At 57.7% G+C, this 24,733-nt stretch carries 20 protein-coding genes, 1 tRNA gene and 6 pseudogenes; 4 read left to right on the top strand and 23 right to left on the bottom strand.

Going from position 1 to position 24,733, the window contains the following annotated elements; translation table 11 throughout:
- Position 1: 1 nt before the first annotated feature.
- The 3 genes from uvrC to QME24_RS08595 all read left to right on the top strand — a co-directional run bounded on the left by uvrC (position 2) and on the right by QME24_RS08595 (position 2,558).
- Complete coding sequence (gene uvrC / locus QME24_RS08605) at positions 2 to 1,825, top strand: excinuclease ABC subunit UvrC (RefSeq protein ID WP_232892003.1); 1,824 nt, start codon at positions 2 to 4, stop codon at positions 1,823 to 1,825.
- 32 nt (positions 1,826 to 1,857) lie between these two features.
- Positions 1,858 to 2,418 carry a CDP-diacylglycerol--glycerol-3-phosphate 3-phosphatidyltransferase gene (pgsA, locus tag QME24_RS08600; RefSeq protein WP_029885978.1) on the top strand — a complete coding sequence of 187 codons (561 nt, stop codon included), beginning with the start codon at positions 1,858 to 1,860 and terminating at the stop codon, positions 2,416 to 2,418.
- 64 nt (positions 2,419 to 2,482) lie between these two features.
- A tRNA-Gly gene (locus QME24_RS08595) sits at positions 2,483 to 2,558 on the top strand.
- Positions 2,559 to 2,660: 102 nt separating this feature from the next.
- Here QME24_RS08595 and QME24_RS08590 read toward each other — a convergent pair.
- Positions 2,661 to 3,176: an autoinducer binding domain-containing protein gene (locus QME24_RS08590; RefSeq protein WP_054904193.1), complete on the bottom strand. Its 516-nt coding sequence runs from the start codon at positions 3,174 to 3,176 to the stop codon at positions 2,661 to 2,663.
- Between the two features lie 310 nt (positions 3,177 to 3,486).
- Here QME24_RS08590 and QME24_RS08585 point away from each other — a divergent pair.
- Positions 3,487 to 3,655, top strand: a pseudogene (locus QME24_RS08585) (IS66 family transposase); the annotation flags it as partial.
- 7 nt (positions 3,656 to 3,662) lie between these two features.
- Here the strand turns inward: QME24_RS08585 and QME24_RS08580 are convergent.
- The 22 genes and pseudogenes from QME24_RS08580 to tssF all read right to left on the bottom strand — a co-directional run.
- Positions 3,663 to 3,948: pseudogene (locus QME24_RS08580) on the bottom strand (type VI secretion system tip protein VgrG); the annotation flags it as partial.
- Positions 3,949 to 3,973: 25 nt separating this feature from the next.
- Positions 3,974 to 4,257 (bottom strand): annotated as a pseudogene (locus QME24_RS08575) (AAA family ATPase); the annotation flags it as partial.
- Positions 4,254 to 4,470, bottom strand: a pseudogene (locus QME24_RS08570) (AlpA family phage regulatory protein). The pseudogenes QME24_RS08575 and QME24_RS08570, both read right to left, overlap by 4 nt.
- 381 nt (positions 4,471 to 4,851) lie before the next feature.
- Positions 4,852 to 5,403 carry a LysR substrate-binding domain-containing protein gene (locus QME24_RS08565; protein ID WP_280091267.1) on the bottom strand — a complete coding sequence of 184 codons (552 nt, stop codon included), beginning with the start codon at positions 5,401 to 5,403 and terminating at the stop codon, positions 4,852 to 4,854.
- Positions 5,404 to 6,116: 713 nt separating this feature from the next.
- On the bottom strand, positions 6,117 to 6,779 hold the full coding sequence (locus QME24_RS08560; RefSeq protein WP_192439835.1) for a GAD-like domain-containing protein: 663 nt from the start codon (positions 6,777 to 6,779) through the stop codon (positions 6,117 to 6,119).
- A gap of 3 nt (positions 6,780 to 6,782) precedes the next feature.
- The gene (locus tag QME24_RS08555; protein ID WP_192439836.1) at positions 6,783 to 8,114 is read right to left on the bottom strand and encodes a polymorphic toxin type 15 domain-containing protein; all 1,332 of its coding nucleotides are present in this window, start codon (positions 8,112 to 8,114) and stop codon (positions 6,783 to 6,785) included.
- A gap of 4 nt (positions 8,115 to 8,118) precedes the next feature.
- Entirely contained in the window at positions 8,119 to 8,475 is a 357-nt protein-coding gene (locus QME24_RS08550; RefSeq protein WP_235768723.1) for a DUF4150 domain-containing protein, read from the bottom strand.
- Between the two features lies 1 nt (position 8,476).
- On the bottom strand, positions 8,477 to 9,832 hold the full coding sequence (locus QME24_RS08545) for a DUF2169 domain-containing protein (RefSeq protein ID WP_281690806.1): 1,356 nt from the start codon (positions 9,830 to 9,832) through the stop codon (positions 8,477 to 8,479).
- Positions 9,833 to 9,847: 15 nt separating this feature from the next.
- Positions 9,848 to 11,323: pseudogene (gene tssI, locus QME24_RS08540) on the bottom strand (type VI secretion system tip protein TssI/VgrG); the annotation flags it as partial.
- Between the two features lie 35 nt (positions 11,324 to 11,358).
- A pseudogene (locus QME24_RS08535) lies at positions 11,359 to 11,745 on the bottom strand (Hcp family type VI secretion system effector); the annotation flags it as partial.
- Positions 11,746 to 11,923: 178 nt separating this feature from the next.
- Positions 11,924 to 12,886, bottom strand: coding sequence for a hypothetical protein (locus QME24_RS08530; RefSeq protein ID WP_281690805.1), 963 nt, complete (start codon positions 12,884 to 12,886; stop codon positions 11,924 to 11,926).
- On the bottom strand, positions 12,887 to 13,978 hold the full coding sequence (locus QME24_RS08525; protein ID WP_281690804.1) for a hypothetical protein: 1,092 nt from the start codon (positions 13,976 to 13,978) through the stop codon (positions 12,887 to 12,889). It lies immediately after the preceding gene.
- Between the two features lie 2 nt (positions 13,979 to 13,980).
- Positions 13,981 to 14,337, bottom strand: coding sequence for a DUF4150 domain-containing protein (locus QME24_RS08520; protein ID WP_260776970.1), 357 nt, complete (start codon positions 14,335 to 14,337; stop codon positions 13,981 to 13,983).
- A complete protein-coding gene (locus QME24_RS08515) occupies positions 14,337 to 15,698 on the bottom strand; it encodes a DUF2169 domain-containing protein (protein ID WP_260776969.1) in 1,362 nt (453 codons plus the stop codon). Before QME24_RS08515 ends, QME24_RS08520 begins: the two co-directional genes overlap by 1 nt.
- Positions 15,699 to 15,713: 15 nt before the next feature.
- Complete coding sequence (gene tssI, locus QME24_RS08510) at positions 15,714 to 17,684, bottom strand: type VI secretion system tip protein TssI/VgrG (RefSeq protein WP_281690803.1); 1,971 nt, start codon at positions 17,682 to 17,684, stop codon at positions 15,714 to 15,716.
- A 72-nt stretch (positions 17,685 to 17,756) separates the two neighbouring features.
- Positions 17,757 to 18,272: an Hcp family type VI secretion system effector gene (locus tag QME24_RS08505; RefSeq protein WP_280091251.1), complete on the bottom strand. Its 516-nt coding sequence runs from the start codon at positions 18,270 to 18,272 to the stop codon at positions 17,757 to 17,759.
- A 132-nt stretch (positions 18,273 to 18,404) separates the two neighbouring features.
- The gene (gene icmH, locus QME24_RS08500; protein ID WP_280091261.1) at positions 18,405 to 19,190 is read right to left on the bottom strand and encodes a type IVB secretion system protein IcmH/DotU; all 786 of its coding nucleotides are present in this window, start codon (positions 19,188 to 19,190) and stop codon (positions 18,405 to 18,407) included.
- A gap of 64 nt (positions 19,191 to 19,254) precedes the next feature.
- Positions 19,255 to 20,592 carry a type VI secretion system baseplate subunit TssK gene (gene tssK, locus QME24_RS08495; protein WP_192439839.1) on the bottom strand — a complete coding sequence of 446 codons (1,338 nt, stop codon included), beginning with the start codon at positions 20,590 to 20,592 and terminating at the stop codon, positions 19,255 to 19,257.
- A 52-nt stretch (positions 20,593 to 20,644) separates the two neighbouring features.
- The gene (gene tssJ / locus QME24_RS08490; protein ID WP_054905714.1) at positions 20,645 to 21,439 is read right to left on the bottom strand and encodes a type VI secretion system lipoprotein TssJ; all 795 of its coding nucleotides are present in this window, start codon (positions 21,437 to 21,439) and stop codon (positions 20,645 to 20,647) included.
- On the bottom strand, positions 21,436 to 21,990 hold the full coding sequence (locus tag QME24_RS08485) for an FHA domain-containing protein (RefSeq protein ID WP_280091252.1): 555 nt from the start codon (positions 21,988 to 21,990) through the stop codon (positions 21,436 to 21,438). The genes tssJ and QME24_RS08485 overlap by 4 nt, the downstream gene beginning before the upstream one ends.
- On the bottom strand, positions 21,987 to 23,003 hold the full coding sequence (gene tssG, locus QME24_RS08480) for a type VI secretion system baseplate subunit TssG (RefSeq protein WP_054905712.1): 1,017 nt from the start codon (positions 23,001 to 23,003) through the stop codon (positions 21,987 to 21,989). The genes QME24_RS08485 and tssG overlap by 4 nt, the downstream gene beginning before the upstream one ends.
- Positions 22,967 to 24,733 (bottom strand): type VI secretion system baseplate subunit TssF, encoded by a 1,767-nt coding sequence (gene tssF, locus QME24_RS08475; protein WP_280091253.1) that lies wholly within the window; start codon positions 24,731 to 24,733, stop codon positions 22,967 to 22,969. The genes tssG and tssF overlap by 37 nt, the downstream gene beginning before the upstream one ends.

Raw genomic sequence — 24,733 nt, 5'->3', positions numbered from 1 at the left:
CATGTCCCAAGTTTTTGATGCCAGCGCATTCCTGGCGACCTGCAGTGGTCGCCCCGGCGTTTATCGGATGTTCGACGGCGACGCCCGCCTGCTGTATGTGGGCAAGGCCAAGAACCTGAAAAAGCGCCTGGCCAGCTATTTCCGCAAGACCGGCCTGGCCCCCAAGACCGCCGCGCTGGTTGCGCGCATCGCCCAGGTCGAGACCACCATCACCGCCAATGAAACCGAGGCGTTGCTGCTGGAGCAGAACCTGATCAAGGAATGGCGGCCGCCCTACAACATCCTGCTGCGCGACGATAAGTCCTACCCCTACGTGTTCTTGTCTGACGGGGAGTTTCCCCGCCTGGGTATTCATCGGGGCGCGAAAAAGGCCAAGGGCCGTTACTTCGGCCCATACCCCAGCGCCGGCGCCATACGTGAAAGCCTCGGCCTGTTGCAGAAGGCCTTTTCCGTGCGCCAGTGCGAAGACAGCTATTACGCCAACCGCACCCGGCCCTGCCTGCAGTACCAGATCAAGCGCTGCAAAGGGCCGTGCACCGACTTGGTAAGCGCCCAGGAATATGCCGAGGACGTGCGCCATTCGGTGATGTTTCTGGAAGGGCGCAGCCAGCAGTTGGGCAATGAATTGAATGCCGAAATGGAGAAAGCCGCCATGGCCCTCGATTTCGAAAAGGCCGCCGAACTGCGCGACCAGATCAGCCTGCTGCGCCGCGTGCAGGACCAGCAGTACATCGAAGGTGGCACAGGTGATGTCGATGTCATCGCTGCCTTCGTCAACCCGGGTGGCGCCTGCGTGCACCTGATCAGCGTGCGCGGTGGGCGGGTACTGGGCAGCAAGAACTTCTTCCCGCAGGTGGGCATTGAGGAAGACCTGGCCGAGGTCATGGCCGCTTTTCTTTCCCAGTACTACCTGGGCAATGCAGAGCGCGAATTGCCAGGCGAGTTGATCGTCAACGTTGTGCACGAAGACTTCGCCGCCATTACCGAGGCCCTGCACACGTTGCGTGGGCGCGAGCTGACCATCAGCCACCGGGTAAGGGGCACCCGTGCCCGCTGGCAGCAACTGGCCGTGACCAACGCCGAGCAGGCGCTCAACGCTCGGCTGGCCAACCGTCAGCACATGGCGGCCCGCTTTGAGGCCCTGGCCGAGGTCCTGGGCCTGGACGAAGTGCCGCAGCGCCTGGAGTGCTACGACATCAGTCACTCCAGTGGCGAAGCCACCGTAGCCAGCTGCGTGGTGTTCGGCCCCGAGGGGCCGATCAAGTCCGACTACCGCCGCTTCAATATCGAAGGCATCACCGCTGGCGATGATTACGCCGCCATGCACCAGGCCCTGACCCGCCGCTATGGGCGTATCAAGGACGGCGAGGGCAAACTGCCCGACGTGCTGCTGGTGGACGGTGGCAAAGGCCAGCTGAACATGGCCCGCGATGTGATGCAGGAGCTGGGTTTCAGCGAACTGACCCTGCTGGGTGTCGCCAAGGGCGTCACGCGCAAGGCCGGTTTCGAAACCCTGTACCTGAACGACGTGCACCACGAATTCACCCTCAAGGGCGATTCTGCGGCCTTGCACCTGATCCAGCAGATCCGTGACGAAGCACACCGCTTTGCCATCACCGGCCATCGCGCCCGGCGTGGCAAGGCGCGGCGGGTGTCCAGCCTGGAAGATGTTGCTGGGGTAGGGCCAAAGCGCCGCCGCGACCTGCTGAAACATTTCGGCGGCCTGCAGGAGCTCAACCGCGCCAGTATCGATGAAATTGCCAAAGCGCCCGGCATCAGCAAAAAGCTTGCCGAATCAATTTATGCCAGCCTGCATAGCGAGTAGAATGCCGGCTCAACTTGCGGCCAGTCGTACCGATGAATATTCCAAACTTGCTCACCGTTCTACGCGTCCTGCTCATCCCGTGCTTCATTCTGCTGTTCTACATGCCGTACCAGTGGAGTTACATGGCCGCCAGCAGCGTGTTCGCGGTTGCCGCTGCCACCGACTGGCTGGACGGCTACCTGGCGCGTCGCCTGCAGCAAAGCACGCCGTTCGGTGCCTTCCTCGACCCGGTGGCCGACAAGCTGATGGTGGCGGTGGCCCTGGTGCTGCTGGTACAGACCCATGCCAATTTCTGGCTTACCCTGCCGGCAGCGGTGATCATAGGCCGTGAAATCGTGGTTTCGGCACTGCGCGAGTGGATGGCCGAGCTGGGCGCGCGGGCACACGTGGCCGTGTCCAACCTGGGCAAGTGGAAAACCGCAGCGCAGATGCTGGCGCTGGTGATCCTGCTGGGCAACCCGCCAGCGGTGACCTTCTGGGTGATCCTCGGCTATGCACTGCTGTTGGTGGCGGCGGGGCTCACACTGTGGTCGATGGCGCACTATCTGCTGGCGGCCTGGCCGCACCTGCGCGAAGGTTCGGAGCAGAAGTAAAAGTTTTTTTGAATCAAGGGGTTGACGCGGTTTTTGAAATCGCTAGAATGGCACCCATCACGACGCGGGAATAGCTCAGTTGGTAGAGCACGACCTTGCCAAGGTCGGGGTCGCGAGTTCGAGTCTCGTTTCCCGCTCCAAATATGGATTTACAGGTTTCAATTGAGGTCTGTAAATCATCGAAAATAGACGCTTCGGCGTCTTTTTTCGTTTCTGTCAGCCACGAAATTCCAAGTACATTTTCAATTACAGCGATTTCGTTGAGCTGGGTTAAAGGCCGGCCCATGTTCGCGTTCAGCCAGGCCTGCCTCCCGGGCGGCTGCCAGGTGCAGGCGCTCACCCAGCCACATGACCCACGCGGCTTTTTCGTAATGCTCGGTGATCGACAGCCTGACATGAGGGCGCAGCAGCGTCAGGCTGCTGCGGCCGCTACCGTCGTGCAGCGGCTGGATCCAGCCGTAACGCAGGCCCAGAGCATAGGCCGTCGCCCATGAGCCGGCGGCAGACTGGAATGCGTTTTCGCTCCACATCACGGGCATGTTCGAGTAGTGGCGAGTGTCTGGCCGCAAGTCCAGTGCTGCCTGGACCAATTGCGTGCCCTGTGGCGGAAGGTTGCCTGCGCTGAGCTGATGGTTCTGGCTGCTGTAGGTAAAGCTGTAGAAGGGGAACGCCAGTTCTGCAGCGAGGGTAGGCAGCTGCTCGAGCAGCGCTGGCAGGTCTTGCAGGCGCTGCCAGTCCGCCGCTGTTCGGTTAATCATCGCACCTCCGTTCAAGGCAGCCCCGACGTGATCTGGAGGTGTCGTATCCAGGACGAAACTAACCGTAAAACGAGTATGAGCGTTAAATCCTACTCAATTGGTCAACTGTAGCGCCACCGCCGCGATCAAGCAAAGCGCTAGACTGTTGAACAGGGCACATAACGCTGAGATCGCGTAGAGGCGGTTTTTGCCTCGGAGTGTTTTGATCGGTGCCAGCGGCTTCCTCCTGCAAGCGGGTGAACTGGCTGCCTTTGTGGAAGACACGGCTCACGCGCCAATGATTCTGGGCCAATTGAAACGCTGGCTGTACAACGGTGCGGAGCGTGCGATCGAGCCATTTGTCATCGGGCGCAGGGCACGGCTGTTCATCGCTGCGCCCAAGGCCGCCAAGGTCAACGGCCAGGAGCTCTATGCGGCTACACTACGTACCTGAGCGCCTGCCTTATGCGTCGTTGGTCGCTGACTATGCCCTTCTGCCTGGAACTGGATTACGTCCTGGCCGATACGCGGGATGGCCACCGCTCCCCAATTGCCACCGGCCCAACCCTGGGATATCCGCACCCAGCAAGAGCTGAGTTTGTTGTTTGTTGCTTTCCCGGTCCTAGGGGAAGCTGACCATGACCCGGCCCCATTCATCGCAATAGATCTCCTCACCAGGCGGCCCGGCGACGGTCGCCATGTGCGGGCCGTCCACACGGGGCTTTTCGAGCGGAGGGGGGCACCACTCGGTTTTGGCGGGAACAAGTTGGGCGGTTTGCTCATAGCGCGTGCCTTAATGGACGCCAGGTTCCTGAGCACTGCAGGGTGCCCCGGCTCAGTCCGTGGGCCGCGAAGATCTCCGGCGTGACCGGCGACAGCACCAGGTCGGACGCCAGAATCGCCATCTCCAGCAGTACGTTGCGTGCGCCCTGTGTATCGATAACAACAGGTGGTAGTGTGGCCGGACCAGTGACCGCAGGTTACGCAGCCGCAGGCGGCCATCCGGTGCATGCAAAAGTAGGGTGTTCAACTGGCCTTGCATATCATTCGACACCACCAGGTCCAGGCCCTCGATGGTGGTGCGGCAGATCAGTTGCCTCAGCCGCGTGGCGAAACGCGGTCGATTAGCCAGCGCTCGACCTTTAGGGAATCCCAGCCGACCGCACGGATGCCAAGCTTGATGGGCTTGGGGAACTTGCCCTGGGCGATCAGTGCGTAGATGTGCACGCTTGAAGCCGGCCTTACGCTTCACGTCGGGGCGGCGGAGGATGCGGTGTTCGGTGTCGAGCACCGAGGCTTGGATGGGCTGGGTCAGCTTTGACTCTCCTGGACGTCCGTTGACATCGATGAGGATGTGCCCGCATTCAGCGCCTGCCGCAGCCATCGCGCAGCAAACAATGCGGAACACGCTCTCACCGGATAGATGACCGCGCCGCGCTCACAAGACGTTAAGCAGAGATCCCCTACAACTTAGCCGGTGTCTTCTGGCATCAGTGCGGGGTAGCCGCTATCCGCAAGGCTCGATGGATAAAGCGCGCCAAGGGCGTGCCAGGTTCGTACGTGGCCTAGAGCAGATGTGTCGATACGTGAACCGCCTCACCGGCCAGAGGCCGCAGCACGATGTCTTCGATGTCGTGCGCCTTCAATTGGGCCGTACAGCTCAGTCCCACGGCATATCCACCGGCCACCAAAGAAATCAACATCTCCTGGCTGCTAGCCTGGGCCGCCACGGTGAGTGATGTGCCTCCCCGGCCAGTAGCGATGAAACCTGCTGATGCAGCCCGCTTTGTAGGTCGGGATAGAACAGGGCCAGCGGGCACGCTGCCAGTTCGGTCAAGGGGACGTGCTTGTGGACCAGCAGCGGATGACGAAGTGGGAGGGGGACGACCAGTTCAGTCTGCCACAGCGTTTCGCTGGACAGGCCGTGGGGTTTGCCGGGAGCGCAGGCAAAACCGACATCAAACAGGTTGTGCTGTAGGCCGTTGAGTTGTTCGGCCAGCGGCACGTCGAATAACTGTAGGTTGAGTCGGGCTCTTTCCTCACGGCTGCTGGCCAGCAGCGCCGCCAGACGTTTGGGCAGAATGCCGTCCGACAGTGCGACGCACATTGTTGCGAGTGAACCGGCAGCGGCTGCCAAAGTGGCACTGCGCGCCTGATCGACCAGGCTGAAAATCCGCGGGGCAGATTCAGCAAGCGCCTGGCCTGCTGGAGTCAGATTCGTCCCGGTACCGGCGACGCGTTCGAACAATGCGACCCCCAGATCGTGTTCCAGGTCGCGAATGGTGCGAGAGAGCGGGGATTGTGCGATGTGCAAACGCTCGGGGTGCGAGTGAAATGGCGTTCTTCGGCGACGGCGAGGAAGCACTTTAAGTGGCGCAAGTTCATCGCTCACCTCCAGTAAGGGGGTGCCATAGGAGAAGATGGCAACCGCGTGGAGGAGCTTTGTGGGAGCAGTTGCTAAGAGGGGCATTGAAAGACGGCTTGACTACGAACATGTTGCTCCGGCTGCGATCAGTGCAGGCGGACGGATGCCTGCGGCACAGAGCATGGCATCTCTGTATGAGGCTTCTCGACGTGGCAGGTGGCGAGTTCTGGCCAGGGTTGGCATCCCCATACAGGAATAAAATAAGAATGCGACTATACTTTCACTGCCGGAGAGTCGCATGGACCAATTTTACTACAGGAATCGTGGAGTTCTGCTTCGATGGCCTAGTGAGTCAGTCCATCGAAATTGACTCTCAGCTCTCTTTCCGCTGTCGCGCTTTATATAAACTGAGTTTAATAAGTCTTGGTCATCGGTGATGGGGCGGATCTGTTTCGTTGGCAGTATGTGGGTTTGATTCAGCACAGGTGGTAATCCCCTGTGCTGATGTTGCTGTCATTTGCACGGTCTGAAATCTTATGATGCCACTGAGTGATTTCGGGTGGTTTCACATAAATATATTTTCTGAGTAAAGTGGGCTATTTAATCAGCTTGTCCAAGTCTGTATTGGAGAAGGGTAGTCTCGGTGTGTCGAAATTACGTAGGATTAGCAGGTGAGGATCGAGCTTTAATCTACTTAGATTTTGCAGGGTGGGTTTTCCTCCGGCCACTAAAGCAGGTTCGAAGCCATAAATCTCATCTGGAGCGAGCGGGCCGTATTTCTTGATTGCACGCTCGAATAATGGCTTGCCGTTTGAGTCTGTATTATCATAGTCTTCTGGTTCGCTAGTGCCGAATAGCGATTGGATCGTGAGGTTTTGAGCTGCTAGCTCTTTAGCTTTCAGTCGATTTTTTAATGCGAGTATTTCATTGTGGTTGCAGATGATTGAGGCGCTGTGTCCGGTTTTTTCGCCGCATAAGTAAAGGTTTCCAAATGCGCTTCTAGCAATGACATGAAATTTATCGAGGGATTCTATCGGTGTATCCTTGAGCCAGGCGTTTTTAATGTGCTCGTAATTATCGGGGTTGACGGTCCAAAAAAGTCCATTTGCATATCCTGCCCATCCTTCATCTTTCCAGTATTGGATTAATGCAGGTGGAAGTATGCTCTTCCATTTGTCAAGGCTAGCTTCTGGTACGCAGGTTCGCTGAGTCGCTTCTCCAAAACACTCTATGAATTCAGCGAAATCTAAATCACGCATTAGTTATTTCCTCTTTTTATCTGGAGGGCAAATGGTTAGTTCTACATTCATCATGTCTTTACCATCGCCCCGCTTAATGGCTCTTTCTGCTGCGCGTTCGAGGGTCTCAATTCTCTCCTTATGTCGCCAGCTTCCACCAATAGCGCTGTTTACACGTTTGTCTCCTAATCCGGTAGGGTCGGGTTTGGCCCAGCCTCCCGCGATCATATCAGGCTCGTGGAGCGCTGTTAGTTTTTCCATGATTGCGCCGCTCTCTGCTTTGGCCTCGGCTTTCGCAACTTTAGGGGCTACGCCCTTGTTTCTTTTGCTTTCGTATAGGCTTTTCTCTATTTCTTTACGCCTGTCACGCCGGTAGTCACGCTGCGCTTTTTCTGCCAGAGGATTTCGGCCGGAATCTCCAGTTTTCCGCTTGGTTTCGTCGAACATTCTCCTTGCTCCAGAGAATTCTTTGGCCGACATGTTGTTGATTGCATCCTCTTGCCGCTTGAGCTGGCGAGCATAGTCTTTGAGATAGCCTTTTTTTTCTGTCTCGCTCATTTTTTTGTAGGCGTCAGACTGTCGAGGGTCGAAGCACTCTGGTTTTTTCTTTTGTAGCTTCTTCGGTCGTACCTTTCCGCCTGACGTTTGTCTGCGTGCTGCTGCTTCCTTAGCTCGCTTCTGCGCTGCTTCTGTTGCTGTTCGCTCAACAACTTCCTTGAATGTCTTGACGGATGTCTCTGCCACTGCCTTGGCGCCATGTCTACCTATTTTTCCTGCTGTTCCAAGGTACCCAGCAAAAGGAACTGCCGATAGCAGAGACAGGGCTGCTCCCGCATAGTCTCCACGTGCGAGGCTGATGCCCGCATTAGCGACATCAGCTATTTCGCCAACGACTGGAATCAGACCTACGATATCTAACCCTAGCTGAAGCCCATCCAGTATTTCATCGCCTGTAATGCATTCTGCCGGTGTTTCGCTTTCTATCTCGGGGTTGGAGTACTCCGCAGCATCGCCGATGGCGCTCGTTTCACCGCTCACTCTACCCAATGTGTTGCCATTCGGCGTGGTAGTCGAGCCGCTATTTTTTGATGAAGCATAGAGTTGAGTGTAGGTCGGGATGTCCTTCAAGTCAGCCAATTCCTTGTGGAACGCTTCCTGACGGAGGGCCTCATACTGCTCTTCACTCAGTGTCAGGGATTTGCCCCATTCGTCGGTGTCACTGGCAAACTCGACCAGCACATTTCCGGAGCCATCGGTTTGCACATACATCCTGTCGGGACCGCTTGCTAGCTTCCGTAACTGTACTTCGTGCACCTGGACGACAAGCGTTTCCAGTTGAGTTGGTTGAACATTCATGGCATCAACTCCCATTCATCCAGAACAGGTCCCCATGTCGAATCAGATGACACCCTTCCGCACGCACGGAACTACTGTGCTCCAACGGGTGGCATTTGCCTTCGACGGTACCGCTCTTGACGCCTTTGGCTTGGCCAGCGGCGTCACCGAGGGTCTTGGGAGTGAAACTGCGCTTGTAGACAACCACCGGATGGCCATTAGCGCGCACGCTTTTCGCCACACCGGTGCTGGTATTCAGCTCTGCCGTGACCGGATAGGGCACGGGTGGAACGCTGCTGCCCATCGGTGTTTTGCAAACGTCTGGCGCGATGCTGATGACCGTCCATTTAGTCTGCTGCCGGGCCATTACGGTATCGGCCATATCAGACGTGCTCCCTGCCGCGGTGTGGGGCGCGCCGAATAATGGGAGCGTCGGGATTGGTTTCGAAACGCGCCTCGAGCACGCGGATATCAAGCGAACTGGAGAGGCTGATGCGGTGCGTCATCGACAGAGTCATGGCATCGGTGTCGATGCGCAATGTGTCGGTGAGCATTGGCAGCGGCAGTATTCCGCCGTTGGTCATGCGCATTAGCACGAAGGGGCGGTGGCCTGGAAGCTGGACTTCACAGTGCCCATCCTGGCTCAGGGATGGATTAATCAAGTTGAACAGGGCAACGCGTGCATCTGGTGTAGGAAAAGCAACTTGCTGGTCAACCGGGGCTCCATTCCAGTAGCCGAAATCGAAGTCCTGTGGCAATCCCGGCCAGTGATTGTCTTCCCAACTTTCGTCATAAGTGCCAGCAAGTGCCAAGCGCGGTGCCCAGGCGCGACCAACGCTGCCGAAGCCGGCTGGCCTGCAGCCATAGGAGGCAGCTACCTCAGCCATAGCAGCGGCATTCAGCGGGCCAGCTGGATGCCGCGCGCGCAACAGGCGCTCGATGGGGGCGTCCAAATGTTCGATCTGAGGCGCTGACAGGCTGGCGAGCTTGTCGCCGCTCTGCTCGTAGTGCAGCTTTTCATGGCGATACTCCAGCCAGCCACAGCCCAGCGGATTACTGAAGCACACTTCGTTGAGCAGGAACTCGGGGGCATCGGGGTTATGCCCATATTTGGGATTGGCGAACTGGCTGGCGCCACCAAAAGCATGTTCCCAACGCAGAGGAACGCGTGTGACAGGCTCTGGGTCGGTGAGATGCCAGCCGAAGAAGTTGTGATGAAATTTTCGTGGACCGGTGAAGCGCAGCGTCTTGTCCAGTAACACGATTGGCGTGAGCTGTTCCCTGTTGCGACGCCGAACTTCTAGTACTTCTGCTTGGTGTGCCTGCAGTTCATCGGCGGTCAGGTAAACATTCGGTGCGCGCTTCGGGGGTGGTGGATCAGGGATTACTTGCTTGGGACGGGTCGAAGTAACACGGACACTGGCTTCCCACGAAGTTGCAGGTTGTCCTGCCGGCGCGTGCGCATGGCCGACGACGATGACATCGCAGCGTGGCTTGAATGGCGCCAAGTCGCTCTCTTCGACTACGGAACTGCTGCCGATCTCTGCATAATAGATATCGGCCGTGCAAAGCTGCACTGGTTCGTCATCAATGACGACGGCTCGGAGTTTGCCAAGACAGCCCTCAAGCGGCTCGAGCCGATATCCGACTTTCATGGCGATAACAGGATGTTCTTGACCGTCAGGTGCGAGCGCACTGAAGCACATGACGTCAAACGGCGTCAGGTTGCGAAATTCCATCTTGGGCGGTCCCTTTCAGTTGATATCGACATCCTTGCCGTTGATTTGCACAGGCCCTGTGGCACTGAAGTCAAAGTTGCTGCCGTTGATCAGCACGGTTCCGTCGGACTTCATGACCAACGACGCTTTACCAACCGTGATGCTGAGTTCGTCGCCTGCCGTGATGTTGAAGCGGTTGCCAACGATCACGAACTTGTGGATGCCCACCTGCTCGCTTTGGCTAAGACCAACTGTCGTGTTCATTGCCGCACCGACACTGACCTGGTAGCCCGCGCCAATGGTCAATGCCTTGGCCAATGCGATGGTCTCGGTCTTGTTGGCACCGATGGAGATGGTTTCGTTATGATCCACCCGCTCTCTGCGGTCATTGCCGACGAAGGTGGTTTCGTTGTGTTTGACGACGTTGTTCTGGTCCTTCTCCGCATGGATAAACACTTCCTGTCGACCCAGCTCGTCCTCGAACCGCAGCTCGTTGAAGCCATCACCCTTGTGGGTCTGGCTCTTGATGGTCATGCGGGTTTTGTGGTCGGGCAGTTCGTAGGGCGGCAGCTGGTTACCGCAATAGGTGCGCCCGGTGATCATCGGCTGGTCGGGGTCGCCGTTGACGTACTGGATGACCACGTCCTGCCCGATGCGCGGGATGGCCATCGCTCCCCAACTGCCACCTGCCCACCCTTGGGATACCCGCACCCAGCAGGAGCTGAACTCGTCGTTGTTGCTCTCCCGGTCCCAGGGGAAGCTGACCTTGACCCGGCCCCATTCGTCGCAGTAGATCTCCTCGCCCGGAGGGCCGACCACGGTTGCCATGTGCGGGCCATCGACTCGAGGCTTGTCCAGCGGAGGGGGGCGCCACTCGGTTCTGCCGGGTACCAGTTGGGCGGTTTGCTCATAGCGTGTGCTTTGATTGACGCCGGCTGCTTCTTCCTGGAGGCTGGTGAACTGGCTGCCCTTGTGAGCCACGCTGTTCACGCGCCAATGCACATTTAGGTCGTCGCGAGGGTGGCCTGTGAGTGTGAAGCTCAGGCCAGGCTGCAGCCTGACGTCATCCCCCTGCACCTGCGCGATGCGCACATCATGGCGCAGGGCGGTGATCCGGTTTTCGGTGAACGGCTTGCCCACGGCATCGCGTTTGTAGCGGCCAGGGTAGTCGAAGCGCTCGTAGTCGCTGGACTGGTGTTCCAGGAAAGCGCCTGAAGCACGGTGTTCCTGGCGATACGCCGGGTTGGTGAAGGTGTAGTCGCGCTGTACCTGTCGCGAGGTTCTGACGTGCTCGCTGTAGCGCAAGCGCCATAGGCAAGGCCTGGCCTGATCGCCGCCACTGTCGGACTGATATAGCACGGTGTCGGGGTCGATAACGTCTTCGCCGTCGAAGAAGCCTTCGTCACCGTTGTCGGTCTTGAGCGCCCCATGGCTGATCAGCCCGAGGGATAGCAGCTGATCCGTGATGATCAGCTTATGCAGGTTTTCACTGTGCTCGAAGCGATAGACGAAGCAAGACGCAAGGGCCATGCAATACCTGTAGGAGCATGAGGCCGTGTGATGTTGATGTCGACGATGCTGGCGTCCTCCAGCTTGGTGGTGAAGAAGTGCTCCTGCTTGCCCTCCACGGAAGTGCGATACCAATTGACTTCAACGGTCGGCAGCATTTCGCCGCTGGGCAGTGCTTCATACATCAGCGGTGTCGCCTTGTTCAGCGCGCTGGTGAAGATGAAGGGTTTGTGGACCCGTTGGCCTGCAGGCTGGCCACTCTATGGATCGGTAGGTACGGTCACTTGGTGCTTGATCTCCTGCACTAGGATCTCGTCTTCGTGGCCTTCGACAAACACTTTGCCGACTAAGTCGGAGGTGAGGGCGCCCGCAGTGATATTGCCTTGAGTCTGGCCTTCAGTGTTGATGTAAGCGGGTGTTGGCATGGCAGTTTCTCCTGAGCCCATGTGGATAAAGCCTGCTTTTGAGTGGTGAGGTCATGCTGTTAATCGGACGTCTACAGTGAGTAATGTTGTAATGTGGTTTGGTATTGTGAAGTTATGGTGGTATTTGTACGTCCTGCCAGTGCAGAGTGATGCCTCTGCACTGGCTTGAATGATAAGGTCAGTTGTTGTCAATGTTATTAATCAATTTCCAGGTGTTTCCATCGTATCTGATTAATTTTTTAGATCCTAATGCCCAAAGTGTTCCCTTCTTTGTCTCTATCGAGTCAATCTCAATGATTTTCTCGGGCAGATTAACTTTTAGTATTTTGCCGTGACGCATGTTGTATAACCCGTCGCTTGCGCCAATGTAATATTCATCCTCGAAATTTGCTATAGAATAAAAGTCGCAGTCAAGCGTCTTTCGGCAAATTGCTCGAAAGCCATTTATGGCGTTCCCTTTTAGAATGGTGCCATTTGATCCGGCGACCCAGACCTCGCTCTCCGACTGTATAAATATGCCGTACAGGCATGCCCTGGTTATGGGGGGGAGTATTGACCAATTGATTCCGTTGTAGTGAGCGATGAAACCTTCGCTTCCGACAATGTATATATCAGATTGGTGCAGTCCGTGAATGTCAATCAAGTCTAAGGGAGTAGCGATGGTAGTGAGGGAGCTGGGGCTTTTGTCTCTAATTCCGGCATCAAAGCGCTCCCACTTTTCTTTTTGCCTCTTGTATACCTGCCCGGCATACCCGCATGCGTATAGCGCATCTCCTATATGTCTAATGCGAGTCATATAGCCTCGGCTCTCCTCTGTGTGACTGAGGCCGGCACCTTTGATTTTTTCTATTCTGATTCCTGCGGAGCTATAGAGTTCTACATCACCCTGCTCGCTTAGCGAACAAACATGCCGGGGAGTTGTGGGGTTCGCAGGAACTAAACATGTAGATATCACTGCCCAACCCGGTAGGTCGTGATGGAACCATTGATTGGAGGGTGTCGCACTATCGTCATAAATAAACATTCTTGTGAAAATCATGTCGCTGGCTAGATTGTCTAGCGTGCCAGTCATGTAATATATGGTTTCGCTTACTGCGGTCCCGGCCAGCATCGTGATGCTGGAGTTGTTTGTTTTTTTCATTTAAAGTGGTCCTGTGCCTGAATTGGATTTTGAGCCAACTGATTCTACAGGAATGGTTTTAGTAATATGTCCATATGGGTCGGCTCTGCCTATGAAGTCAAGCTGCAACCCTTTGGATTGGTGATAGTCTCTAAGCTGCGCTAATAGGTTGGCTTCATTGCATTTTGTTACTCTGCTGACTGCTCTGGCGCCAATTTCTTCTAATGTAAGCAGTGGGGCGGTACCCCTCGGTGAGTTGAGTAGACCCACAGCCTGTTCTTCCGGATCGTAAATTCGATGAATTCTACCATGCTCACCTGTCCGATCTTTGCCCTGAACGCATATCACTAACCCATCATTATTGGAAAGCCCACCAGGAATTCGAGTCCTTGAGCCTAATCGAAAAACACGGTCTGGGACGACATGGTGGCCGGTCAGTGGCGGGGGACATGTCGGTCTTCCTTTGATTTTATATGGACGGAGTATGCAGCGCGGGTCGATAACACGCTTGCCTTTCCCTCCATCTCGTAACCTAGCCGTTGATTTGCTGAATTTTCCGCCAGTTTTCCCAATGAGTACTCCACCTTTAATGAGTCCCCCAGCAAACGGAATCATTGCTGCGGCAGATGCCATTGCTTCAGTGTAATTCCCCCTTCCTATGCTGATGGCAGCGTTAGTGCCCCCAGCAATTGTTCCGATCCCAGGGATAATGCTTAACAACTCAAGACCCAGTTGTATATTGTTTAGTGTGTTGTCTTTAGAGTTGAGTTCAGGATCTAATTCTTCGTCGATAGTGGGGTTGTAGTCGCTGTTTTTCTTGTTGGGAAAGTCGACTGAGCCTATGACTCGACCTACAGTGTTTCCATTGGGAGTTGTTCCTATGTGCTCATCTTTCGTTGTTTTCGGCGGTGCGTAGTCGGGCAATCCATATTCTGGGGCGTCTGCGCGAAATTTTTTATATTCTTCATAAGACAGGTGCTCTCTGGTTGTTAGTATTTTTCCGTTCCAGAGTTGAACGACTACGGCATTACCTTCTTGATAGGTGGCGATGCTGTGCGTATCGCTTATGTATTGTTGGAATTTACTGATTTTAATTTCTAAAGGTTCGTCCATGACTACGATCCATTCATCCAAAATAGATCATTGTGGCGGACGACCAATTTCCCCTCGGCGCGCACTGTGCTACTTTTTCCTTGCGGGTAACATTTACCGCCAACGGTATTGCTGGCTATCCCTTTCGCCGCACCTGCCTGATCCCCATCAGTTTTGGGTACGAGGCTCATGTCATATACGACAATTGGTTTGCCGTTGACACGCACGGATTTCGCTACGCCAGTTGCTATCTTCAGCTCAGCAGTGACGGGATAGGGAACAGGCGGGGTCGCGCTACCCATGGGAGTTTTACAAACATCGGGGGCGATGCTGACGACTCTCCAGTTTGCTTGTTTACGAGCAAGTATATTCGTTGCCATCAGCCTCTCTCCCCTTCAGTTTGTTTTGTGGGTCGGGCGCGTTTTATGAGTGGGGCTGTGGGATCGATCTCGAACCTGGCTTCCAGTGCACGGATAGGTTCGGTAGAGGGAAGGCTGATTCGATGAGTCAACGATAAACTCATTGCGTCTGTGTCGATAACCAGGGTGTCAGTGAGTAAGGGAATGGGAATCAGCGCACCGTTGTGAAACCGTGCCAGCAGAAATGGGCGATGACCTGGTAATTCAACGATCAGGCGACCGTTGTGGCCGTTTTCATGTGAAGTCAGGTTGAACAATTCGATCTGTACATCAGGCCTCAAGAAGGCTGTTTGCTGATCTGCAGGAGCACAGTTCCAATAGCCAAACTCAAAGTCGGCAGGGAGGCCAGGCCAGCGAGTGTCCCGCCATTCATCATCATAGGTGCCCGCGAGGGCAAGGCGTGGCGCCCAAGCGCGCCCGACTACTCCAAACCCTGCTGGCTGGTGAGTGAGCGCTCTGGATATCTCGGCCATCTCTTTAGCAGTGACATCACCATCGGGCTGGTGGCTACTTACAAGTTTTGTAATGGGGTCATTGATTTGTTCAATCTGAGGAGCCAGCAAGGCCTCTATCGGCTGCTCAATTGCGCTCGCGAGCTCAAAGTGACGAGTGTCGACCCATCCCTGGCCCAGTGGATTGCTATAGCAAACCTGATTAATGATATGAGGCTCAGAGGCACGATCAGGAAATTGAGGGTTATGCAAGATGCTTGAACCGCCAAAAGCGTATTCCCATTGCAGTGGTACGCGCTCGGCAAGTTCAGCTTCAGTAACATGCCACCCAGTAAACAGGCTTGGCTTGAAGATCCTAGGCCCGGTGAAGCGGAGCCGCTTGTTCAACAAGATATTACGAGTTGGGGCATTAGCGCGGCGCAGTGTTGCCTCCGCTTGTGCATCCCGCCATGCATATAACTGTTGCTCCGTCGGAGGTCCGTCTGAAGTGGACGATTTTGGTGATGTAATATTTATCTTTAATGGCGCCGCAGGTTCGCTCAAGCGAATTCCAGCAGTCCACGACCGCGTAGCTTCCATGCCTGGTGCATAGGCATGTCCATTGACAATAACATCACAGCGAGGTTTGAAAGGTGCTAAATCACTTTCTTCCTTGACGCTACTGCGCCCTTCCTCGCCATAATATTTATCGGCTAGGCAAAGTGGAACTGGATCATCATCGATTACTTCAGCGGAAAAGCTCCCCGGTTTCTTGGCAATGGGTTGTAGTCGATAGCCAACTTTCATCACAATCACTGGGTGCTCTATATCCAGTTTGCTGAGCGCACTGAAGCACATGACGTCAAACGGCGTCAGGTTGCGAAATTCCATCTTGGGCGGTCCCTTTCAGTTGATATCGACATCCTTGCCGTTGATTTGCACAGGCCCTGTGGCACTGAAGTCAAAGTTGCTGCCGTTGATCAGCACGGTTCCGTCGGACTTCATGACCAACGACGCTTTACCAACCGTGATGCTGAGTTCGTCGCCTGCTGTGATGTTGAAGCGGTTGCCAACGATCACGGACTTGTGAATGCCCACCTGCTCGCTTTGGCTAAGACCAACTGTCGTGTTCATTGCCGCACCGACACTGACCTGGTAGCCCGCGCCAATGGTCAATCCCTTGGCCAATGCGATGGTCTCGGTCTTGTTGGCACCGATGGAGATGGTTTCGTTATGATCCACCCGCTCTCTGCGGTCATTGCCGACGAAGGTGGTTTCGTTGTGTTTGACGACGTTGTTCTGGTCCTTCTCCGCATGGATAAACACTTCCTGTCGACCCAGCTCGTCCTCGAACCGCAGCTCGTTGAAGCCATCACCCTTGTGGGTCTGGCTCTTGATGGTCATGCGGGTTTTGTGGTCGGGCAGGTCGTAGGGCGGCAGCTGGTTACCGCAATAGGTGCGCCCGGTGATCATCGGCTGGTCGGGGTCGCCGTTGACGTACTGGATGACCACGTCCTGCCCGATGCGCGGGATGGCCATCGCTCCCCAACTGCCACCTGCCCACCCTTGGGATACACGCACCCAGCAGGAGCTGAACTCGTCGTTGTTGCTCTCCCGGTCCCAAGGGAAGCTGACCTTGACCCGGCCCCATTCGTCGCAGTAGATCTCCTCGCCCGGAGGGCCGACCACGGTTGCCATGTGCGGGCCATCGACTCGAGGCTTGTCCAGCGGAGGGGGGCGCCATTCGGTTCTGCCGGGTACCAGTTGGGCGGTTTGCTCATAGCGTGTGCTTTGATCGACGCCGGCTGCTTCTTCCTGGAGGCTGGTGAACTGGCTGCCCTTGTGAGCCACGCTGTTCACGCGCCAATGCACATTTAAGTCGTCGCGAGGGTGGCCTGTGAGTGTGAAGCTCAGGCCAGGCTGCAGCCTGACGTCATCCCCCTGCACCTGCGCGATGCGCACATCATGGCGCAGGGCGGTGATCCGGTTTTCAGTGAACGGCTTGCCCACGGCATCGCGTTTGTAGCGGCCAGGGTAGTCGAAGCGCTCGTAGTCGCTGGACTGGTGTTCCAGGAAAGCGCCTGAAGCACGGTGTTCCTGGCGATACGCCGGGTTGGTGAAGGTGTAGTCGCGCTGTACCTGTCGCGAGGTTCTGACGTGCTCGCTGTAGCAAAAGCGCCGCAGGCAAGGCCTGGCCTGATCGCCGCCACTGTCGGACTGATACAGCACGGTGTCGGGGTCGATAACGTCGTCGCCGTCGAAGAACCCTTCGTCACCGTTGTCGGTCTTGAGCGCCCCATGGCTGATCAGCCCGAGGGATAGCAGCTGATCCGTGATGATCAGCTTATGCAGGGTTTCACTGTGCTCGAAGCGATAGACAAAGCCCTCTTCAGCCGCCAGGCGGGCGATGAAGGCAAGGTCGGTCTCGCCTGCTTGTACGCAGAACTCGCGCACGTGGTGATCCCTGATCGCGCGAAGCTCGTATTGAACGATGCCTTGACGTTTGAGCATCAGCTCAAGAATCTGCGGGACGGTCTTTTGCTGAAAGATGCGCCAGTTCGAGCGCAGTCCGGCGCGGGCCAGGATGGGTTCGACCAATGCGTTGTAGTAGGTACGGTAGAAGCCGCTTTCGCCCTGGCTGAATCGGCTGACCAGGCCGTGCACGTAACGCACCGGACCTTTGCCATCCCAGATCGTGAACACGATGGGTTTATCCAGCAGTTGGCCGAAATCGATGTCGGGTTCGAAGCTGATCAATTCCAGTTCGAGGGTGAAGGGCGTGCTGATCGCTTCCTTGAGTTCGAACGACACCACTTCAAATTCGGCATTGCCAACGAGTGGCTCGAAGGTGTACCGCAAATCAGATTGGCTGGCCATGAAAAATCCTTCCGCCGTCTGAGAGTTCAAAAACCCCTGGCAGGGCATGCCTGCCAGGGGTGTTCAGCCGGGTTAGACGATCGGTTTACGCCAGTCGTCGGAGCCTTCGGTGCCTGCGGTGACGTGGGTCCAGGAGATCTTGCGGTATGACATCGACACCTCGATCAACTGGGTGAAGTCAGCGTTCTCCTTGTTTTGTGCATGAGGCAGGGTGGTGTTGATGTCGACGATGGTGGCGTCCTCCAGCTTGGTGGTGAAGAAGTGCTCTTGCTTGCCCTCAACGGAAGTGCGATACCAGTTGACTTCAACGGTCGGCAGCATTTCGCCGCTGGACAGTGCCTGATACATCAGCGGTGTCGCCTTGTTCAGTGAGCTGGTGAAGGCGAACGGTTTGTGTACGCGTTGGCCGGCCGGCTGGCCGCTTTGCGGGTCGGTAGGTACGGTTACCCGGTGTTTGATTTCCTGTACCAGGATCTCGTCTTCGTGGCCTTCGACAAACACGTTGCCGACCGAATCGGAGGTGAAGGCGCCCGCGGTGATGTTGCCTTGGGTCTGGCCTTCGATCTTGATGTAAGCGGGTGTTGGCATGGCAGTTTCTCCTGCGTCCATGTGGATAAGCACGTGCACAAAGGGCAGCGTGGCCATCGAAATCGATGGGCTTTTTCAACGAGGTAAATGCCCCGTCAATTCGTTGAATTCGGGTGTGCCGCCTGTTTACTGCTACAAGATGCCGTTGAGCGACTGCAGCACCTCATCGGTGATCAGGTGCAGGCGGTAGCTGTAGATGCCGTAGGCTGTAGCCATCGCAATGGCGGAAATCACCAAGGGGCTCCACCAGGGCCATTGCCGGTTCATGCGGAAGTTGCGCGGGGCGACGTTGGTGTAGGGGTCGCAGACCGTTGTCGGCGTAGGTCCACGCAGCTCACGGATGATTCCGTGGAGTTGGTGAATGAGGGTGTTCATTGTTTCTTCGCCCTTTGGTGCCAATGCATACTTGCCCTTCAGGCCCAGGCACAGGATGAAGTACATGAACTCCAGCACGTCCTGGTACCGCTGGGGTTCTTGCATCAGGCGCGAGATCACGGTGAAGATCTTTTCGCCGCCAAAGGTTTCGCTGTGGTAGATGCTGAGCAGGGGCTCCTGGCTCCAGAGGCTTGCTTGGCCCCAGGGCCTCTCCATCACGGCTTCATCGATGAACAGGCACAGGCCATAGGAATAGGCCAGAAGTTGGGTGGCCTCGTAGCCATGCTGACGCAGCTCTTGCTGAATATTTTCGATCTGGTTGCGCACCTGCCGGTGCACCTGTTCGAGGTTGGGCAGTGTATCGAGCGTGCGGATGCGCATGACCAAGCCGAGCAAAGGGGCGGCGGCGTCCAGCATCACGTTGCTGTAGCCGCCCCGCAGTTGGAAATCCGGATCGGCTGGGTAGCCTTCACCCGCCGGATCGGGTTCTGGCGTGGGTGTCGAGCATCCTGCCCCCTTTGTGCCTGAAGTGTTTTCAAGCATCCAGCGCAGCTGCTCGACTTTCGCAGGTGCGCTGCCATCGCCCGGGTGGTCGTTCGCGTGCATTTCACTCACTCCTGATTGCCCAGAACTGCAACTCGAGCCCGGGGAATTCCCCGGCGATATGAATCCCGAAACCGTTGGCCGTGTTCATGCAGGCCCAGGCCGGGTCGCGGCGGTCGAGCCCGAAATAGCTGAAGCCCGCGTGGAAGGGCAGCTCGCGCGGCGCCACCGGCAGCGGTTGTAGCGCAATACCGGGTAGTTGCTTGTGCACCAGGTCATTCAAGGTTTCCAGGGACGTGACCTTGGCCTTCTGCATGAACAGTTGGCGCAAGGTCGGCGGCGGCATGTCTGCACCCACGGCGAGGATGAAGTCCGCGTTATCGATCAGGCGGCGGTCTTCGAGCGTCGTCGTCATTACCCCGTAATCCAGCGCGTTCAGCGGTAGGGAGACCGCCCGCGGCTGCAGGACCGTACCCAGGGCGCGGCGCAACGTGTCCTGCAGGGGTTTGAACGACGCACGCAATGCGCTGTGCTGGTAAGCGGGGTACTCGGCAGGCAGCCGGCTTTCGTCGGTGAAGGTCACGAACTCGCCGCACGCCTGGCTCATGTGCAGGTACAGCTGCTCAGGGTGTGTCTGCCCCTGCCTGGCCAAGTGCTGGAAGCACGGCCACCAGCGGTTCATGGCTTGCAACAGGTTGAAGTCGCGGATATCGGCGATGCCGGATTGGCCAGCAGCACCGATTCGGCTGGCCAGGTTGCGTGAGCGCTCGCGCAGGGTGTTGGTGATTTCTTCGAGGTAACGCTGCAGTGCGGGCACAGCCCGTACCGAGACGCTGGTCGGGTAGAACCCTTCGTCGAGTTGCAGGCTGCCATCGGGTCGCCGCTCCAGGATACGTGCCAGTGCCAGGCGGGTGTAGGCGCTGCTGTCGTCAGCCTTGCGCTTGAGTTGCAGGTTGGGCACTGCCAGATCGACCTGGGCCAGGTCGCCATCGGCGCTGTGGGTGTCCTTGATTTCCTGGGGCTGAGCGCTGTAGCGGAAATTGGCGGCGTTGTCGGGCCAACTCACCTCTCGACCGCCCTCGGTGCGCAGCGGCAGGCACAGGTAAACCTCGCTGTCCTTTGCGCCGTCGTCGTCGATTTCCAGCGGCGGCGGCGGCGGCAGGTCTGCCGGAATGTCGAACACCGTACCGTCCGGCATGATGCCGCGGGCGCGGGTGATCGCGACCTTGCCCAGGCTCAGGTATTCCTCGTTCAGTTGCAGCTCGCTGAAGCCATAGAAGGCCGCGTTCAGGCTGGCCAGACGTTGGTGCTGGGCTGCTTCAGCGGCGCGGGTAGCCTGCTGGAAATGCTGCGGTTTGACGAACAGGCCTTCAGGCCACAGGACGGGATTACGTGAACTCATGAGCGCTCCGTGTCAGCGTGAGTGAGCGAGAAGGGTAGGGTTGCAGGCGCCATCAGTCTTGCTCCTTGAGCAAAACCTGCGTGTCATTGAGCAACACCGACAGGATGATCTGGTGGCCCCGCGGTGGAATGCGCAGTACCTGGTTCCAGGTGGCATCGTCCTGGTTGCGGTAATCGGCGATCACGGCAACGAAGCGGGTCTCGGGCTCGATGGCGGTAAAGGGAATGAACTTGAACTGCCCAGGGTGCAGCAGGTAATCGTCATCGCGAATATAGGTACTGCGCAGCGCCTTGGCGGGGTCTTTGTCCAGCAGCTCATAAAGGCTGTTGCGCAGCAATGAGTCGTCGCGCAGTTGCAGGATCTTGATAGCCATGGGCGTAGCCACCGCTTCGGTGGCCGGCGTGGTGCTGCGCGGTAAGCTCAGCACCATGTTCGCGTCTTCGTAGCGGCCGGGTGTGCTGTGCTCGAAGGGCGAGCGAAGCGGGAGATCAGCCTCCTCCTCTGGTAACTCGACAGGCGAGGCGGCCGGGTACTGCTCCTGCAGAAACTCGAACAGGGTGCCGACCTTCTCGGCCAGGGCGTAGGGGTCGCCCGCGCTCAAAGTGACTGCGTAGGGGCTGGGGGCTAGGCTGCTTTCTTGCTCGGCCAGCACGTCCACACTGCTGGGGTTGCTGTTGAGTGTGGGGCTGGCGTTGATGCTGAAAGCAATTTCGGTAGGGTGATCCTTGGGCGGCCCGACGGGTATCGAAGGGTTCAGCGCCACTTGGCCCATTTTGCCCAGGGCGGTGCAGCCCGAGAGCCCGATCAGGGTTGCCAGAAGCCCGGCCACCAGCGAATGACGCGTCATGGGTGTTCTCCTGCAACCAGGCGGTCCAGCGGGTCCTGCGCCGTGGCTTGCGTCACCGCGTCCAGTGCTGCCAAGGGATCGTTGCCCATACCTTGGGCGAATACCGAGCAAATCTCGGCGACCGGGGCCGTTGCGGGCTGGGCAGGCGAACGCTCTGCAGGTGCATCCAGGATGAATTGGTCGAGCACCCGTGAGTCGGGGTTAAATAACGCCTCCAGCGAACGGGCATCCGCTGGCGACAGCTGGACCAACAGCCGATAAGCGCCGACCCGAAGTCGGTCGCCCTCAAGCAGCCGCCTGGCTGACCGCGTACCCAGGCTGCCCAGGTTGTCGTTCAGGTAGGTGCGCCCGCAGCGGTCGATGACGCAGAAGCTACCTTCCAGCCAGCGGATCTCGCAGTGGATCGGTGCCACGCTCTGTGCACCGTCATTGATCAGCCACGCGGCCCCTACGCTGCCGATGGTGCCGCCTGCGCGATCGAATGTGTGCCGGGCCGTGACGTTGTGCTGCAACTGGTCGAGGTTGGTTATGTTCAAGGTCAATGTGCTCATGAGCGCCCCCGAAAGCGCACCACGGGGCTGATCTGGCCATGGCGGTCATCGGTGAAGCTGGTCCAGCCCAGGTGGGCGCCCTGGCTCGGGTGCAGGCAGAAGGGCGACAGCGCGTTCTGCTGCAGCCGCAATTCCAGGTCGTAGGCCAACCCATCGCGCAGCAGGAAGTCGATCAAGGCGCGCAAGCGATTGAAGTTGATGCCGCTGGGCAGCAAGCCACGCAGTTGGGTTTGGTCCAGCTCGCTGATCACGATGGTGAACTTGCTGCTGCGCGTTCGCGTGCGGCTGCCGACCAGGAACGAAGTGCCCAGCTCGCCGTTGCTGCAGCCGAGGCTTACCAGTTGCCGGGTTGTCGTAGGCACCGAGCGGGTCTCGAACTCCCTGATGTGCACCTGTTTCAGGTCGAAGCAGTGGGCGATGATGCCCGCGACGGTGCCCGGTGCGCGGCTGCGGCTGGCGATGACACCGGCGAAGCTGAGCAGTCGGCTCCACGGCAACGGCGTGTCGCCGCGCAGTTGTTTGTCATTCAACCCCAGCAGGGCAAAGATGTACTGGGAGAAGCCATCGCTGGCACCTGGCTGGAAGCGAATGTAGTAGCGGTACTTGCGCCACACGCGGTGCAGCAGGCTGAGCAGGTAGTGGTTGAAGAAGTCGAAAAAGGCCGGCCGCATACCGATACCCTGCGCATGCTCGTAGGCCACCTGCTCCAGGTAGTAGGCAGGCAAGGGTGAGTCAGTGCCATGCAGGCCCATGAAGGTGGCGCACACGCGGTAGCGGTCTTCTGCCCCGGGCATGCGTTCGGCTTTGTACACGTCGGAAACCGGAAACGTCAGCCGTGGGTCACAGGCCAGCCGCACGCGCAGCCGGGTGGCCTGGTCCGGCCAGCGCGGTTCCAGGTCATCCCCATGCAAGCCGTGCAGGCGCTCCAGCAATTGGTAGAAGTTGTACTGGTGTGCCTCGGCGAGCAGCCTGTCGGCTAGATCAGCGGTTGTTTGCCGGTCTGGATGGGCCATGTGTAGTGCTCGTTGTTGGTGATGTTGATCACTTCCAGTTGATGGAAGGAATTGATGCTGGCGTACAGGGCGAAGAAGTGCGCCAGCACGCAGCCGAACAGGTACAGGTCGCCTTCGCACAGGAAGGCGGCCTGGTCCAGCTTCAGCCGTGTGCGTAGCCCGCGAATGGGCTGGCCCTTGATCAGCCAATCCAGAGGCTCGGTCTGAACATCGCGAATGCCTTCCAGGCGCTTGTGGGTCGTGCGTGTCTGCTGCAGGTCGTGCAAGGCCACGAAGTCATAGGCACGAATCACCGCCTTCAGCGGCTCGGCAGACAGCAGCGACAGGTAGTTGAGCGACATGTTGGAAACCAGCGCCCACTGCAACTGGCCATCCAGCACTGGTCGGTAGGGGCGGGTGGGTTTGCAGATGTTGGTGTAGGTGGTCAGCGCCGGCGTGGCTTCGGAAATCACATCGATGTCGTCAACGCCCAGCGCCAGGGGCAGATCGCGGTTGGTGCAGGTCAGGTCGATGGACGCCGTTTCCAGCTCACCGGTGTAAGCGTTGGCATCGGCACGCACGAAGGCGATGCGATGTGTGACGCCCTCGCCGCGCAAGGACTCCTCGAGGGTATAGCGGTAGTACAACGCCGTGCGCCCTTGAGCATGCTCGATCTCATGGGCGAACGATTCGAACGGGCGGAACGTGCGTAGGTGTTCGCCGGTGCTGCCGTCTGTTGTGGTGCGGGTGCTGACCACCTTGTCGACACTGAAAATCTCATACGCATGCCGTTCTTTCCCTCTGGGGGTCAGCTCGGCAGGGGCCTGCCGGTTGGAGAGGTCGATAGGTTCGGCGCTGTAGCTGAACAGGTTGACCGCCGGCGTGCAGAACAGGCGCAAATCCGCCATGCCGATACGCACCGAGGCAGGGAGCTGGCGGGTGAAGTGAAGTTCGATGCCCACCTGCCGAGTCGCTTGATCGGGCCAGACTTTCTGCAGTGCGCTAACGCTGAAGAAGTGGAAGCGCTTCGCGAAAACGAAGTATTCCTGCAGGATCCGATAGCCATCGAAGACGTTCTGCGGATACGGCAGCAGCCCATCGTTCGCGCTGAAGCCCGGAAAGATGATGCTGCTGGCCGGCAACCGGTGCACTTGGCCATCGATCGTTACCGCGACATGCTTGAGGTATTGAGCAAGCCACAGGTAGAGCGTGCGGGCTGTCTTGTCATCACCGCTCAAGTGGAAATCCAGGCTGTCGCAGCCGAGGGTGTTCAAGGGGCGCTCGACCAGGGTGCGCAGTTCGATGCGTGCTACCGAACTGTCGAGCGTCTGGGTAGCGCTGACCGATTGGATCTCGAACGGGTGGATGTCCACGGCCGTGCACGTACGAAATTCGCAAGTCACGCCATCCACGGGCCTGGAGAACAACGGTGAGCCCTTGGGAATGCAGTGTGATTGGCTGAGCGCTTGCTTGAGTGGCGTGAACTGGATGATCGTGGCGCTTGGCAGGGGCCGCAAGTAATTGGGCCACAGCAACTGCAGCATGGGGTGCGTCAGCTCTGGCAGGTCATCCTCCAGCTTGAGGCGCAACTTGGCGGTGAGGAAGGCAAAAGCCTCCATCAGCCGTTCGACGTCCGGGTCGCTGCCACCTTTGCCCAGCAGCCGGGCAAGTTGTGGGTTGTCGGTAGCGAAGTCGTTGCCCAGTTCATGCAGGTAACGCAACTCTTCGCTGAATCGATCCTTGAGTGACAT

The sequence above is a fragment of the Pseudomonas sp. PARCl1 genome (assembly GCF_947311875.1).
GTDB lineage: Bacteria > Pseudomonadota > Gammaproteobacteria > Pseudomonadales > Pseudomonadaceae > Aquipseudomonas > Aquipseudomonas juntendi.
The sequence above is the reverse complement of the archived record's forward strand: the minus strand, read 5'-3'. Positions and strand labels throughout refer to the sequence as shown.

Excerpts from the sequence above, each read along its gene's own strand:
- QME24_RS08505 (WP_280091251.1), bottom strand. The coding sequence starts at position 18,272 with ATGCCAACACCCGCTTACATCAAGATCGAAGGCCAGACCCAAGGCAAC.
- QME24_RS08530 (WP_281690805.1), bottom strand. The coding sequence starts at position 12,886 with ATGAAAAAAACAAACAACTCCAGCATCACGATGCTGGCCGGGACCGCA.
- tssG (WP_054905712.1), bottom strand. The coding sequence starts at position 23,003 with ATGGCCCATCCAGACCGGCAAACAACCGCTGATCTAGCCGACAGGCTG.
- QME24_RS08485 (WP_280091252.1), bottom strand. The coding sequence starts at position 21,990 with ATGAGCACATTGACCTTGAACATAACCAACCTCGACCAGTTGCAGCAC.
- QME24_RS08525 (WP_281690804.1), bottom strand. The coding sequence starts at position 13,978 with ATGGACGAACCTTTAGAAATTAAAATCAGTAAATTCCAACAATACATA.
- QME24_RS08550 (WP_235768723.1), bottom strand. The coding sequence starts at position 8,475 with ATGGCCGATACCGTAATGGCCCGGCAGCAGACTAAATGGACGGTCATC.
- tssJ (WP_054905714.1), bottom strand. The coding sequence starts at position 21,439 with ATGACGCGTCATTCGCTGGTGGCCGGGCTTCTGGCAACCCTGATCGGG.
- tssI (WP_281690803.1), bottom strand. The coding sequence starts at position 17,684 with ATGGCCAGCCAATCTGATTTGCGGTACACCTTCGAGCCACTCGTTGGC.
- icmH (WP_280091261.1), bottom strand. The coding sequence starts at position 19,190 with ATGCTTGAAAACACTTCAGGCACAAAGGGGGCAGGATGCTCGACACCC.
- uvrC (WP_232892003.1), top strand. The coding sequence starts at position 2 with ATGTCCCAAGTTTTTGATGCCAGCGCATTCCTGGCGACCTGCAGTGGT.
- QME24_RS08555 (WP_192439836.1), bottom strand. The coding sequence starts at position 8,114 with ATGAATGTTCAACCAACTCAACTGGAAACGCTTGTCGTCCAGGTGCAC.
- tssK (WP_192439839.1), bottom strand. The coding sequence starts at position 20,592 with ATGAGTTCACGTAATCCCGTCCTGTGGCCTGAAGGCCTGTTCGTCAAA.
- tssF (WP_280091253.1), bottom strand. The coding sequence starts at position 24,733 with ATGTCACTCAAGGATCGATTCAGCGAAGAGTTGCGTTACCTGCATGAA.
- QME24_RS08520 (WP_260776970.1), bottom strand. The coding sequence starts at position 14,337 with ATGGCAACGAATATACTTGCTCGTAAACAAGCAAACTGGAGAGTCGTC.
- QME24_RS08545 (WP_281690806.1), bottom strand. The coding sequence starts at position 9,832 with ATGGAATTTCGCAACCTGACGCCGTTTGACGTCATGTGCTTCAGTGCG.
- pgsA (WP_029885978.1), top strand. The coding sequence starts at position 1,858 with ATGAATATTCCAAACTTGCTCACCGTTCTACGCGTCCTGCTCATCCCG.
- QME24_RS08515 (WP_260776969.1), bottom strand. The coding sequence starts at position 15,698 with ATGGAATTTCGCAACCTGACGCCGTTTGACGTCATGTGCTTCAGTGCG.
- QME24_RS08560 (WP_192439835.1), bottom strand. The coding sequence starts at position 6,779 with ATGCGTGATTTAGATTTCGCTGAATTCATAGAGTGTTTTGGAGAAGCG.
- QME24_RS08590 (WP_054904193.1), bottom strand. The coding sequence starts at position 3,176 with ATGATTAACCGAACAGCGGCGGACTGGCAGCGCCTGCAAGACCTGCCA.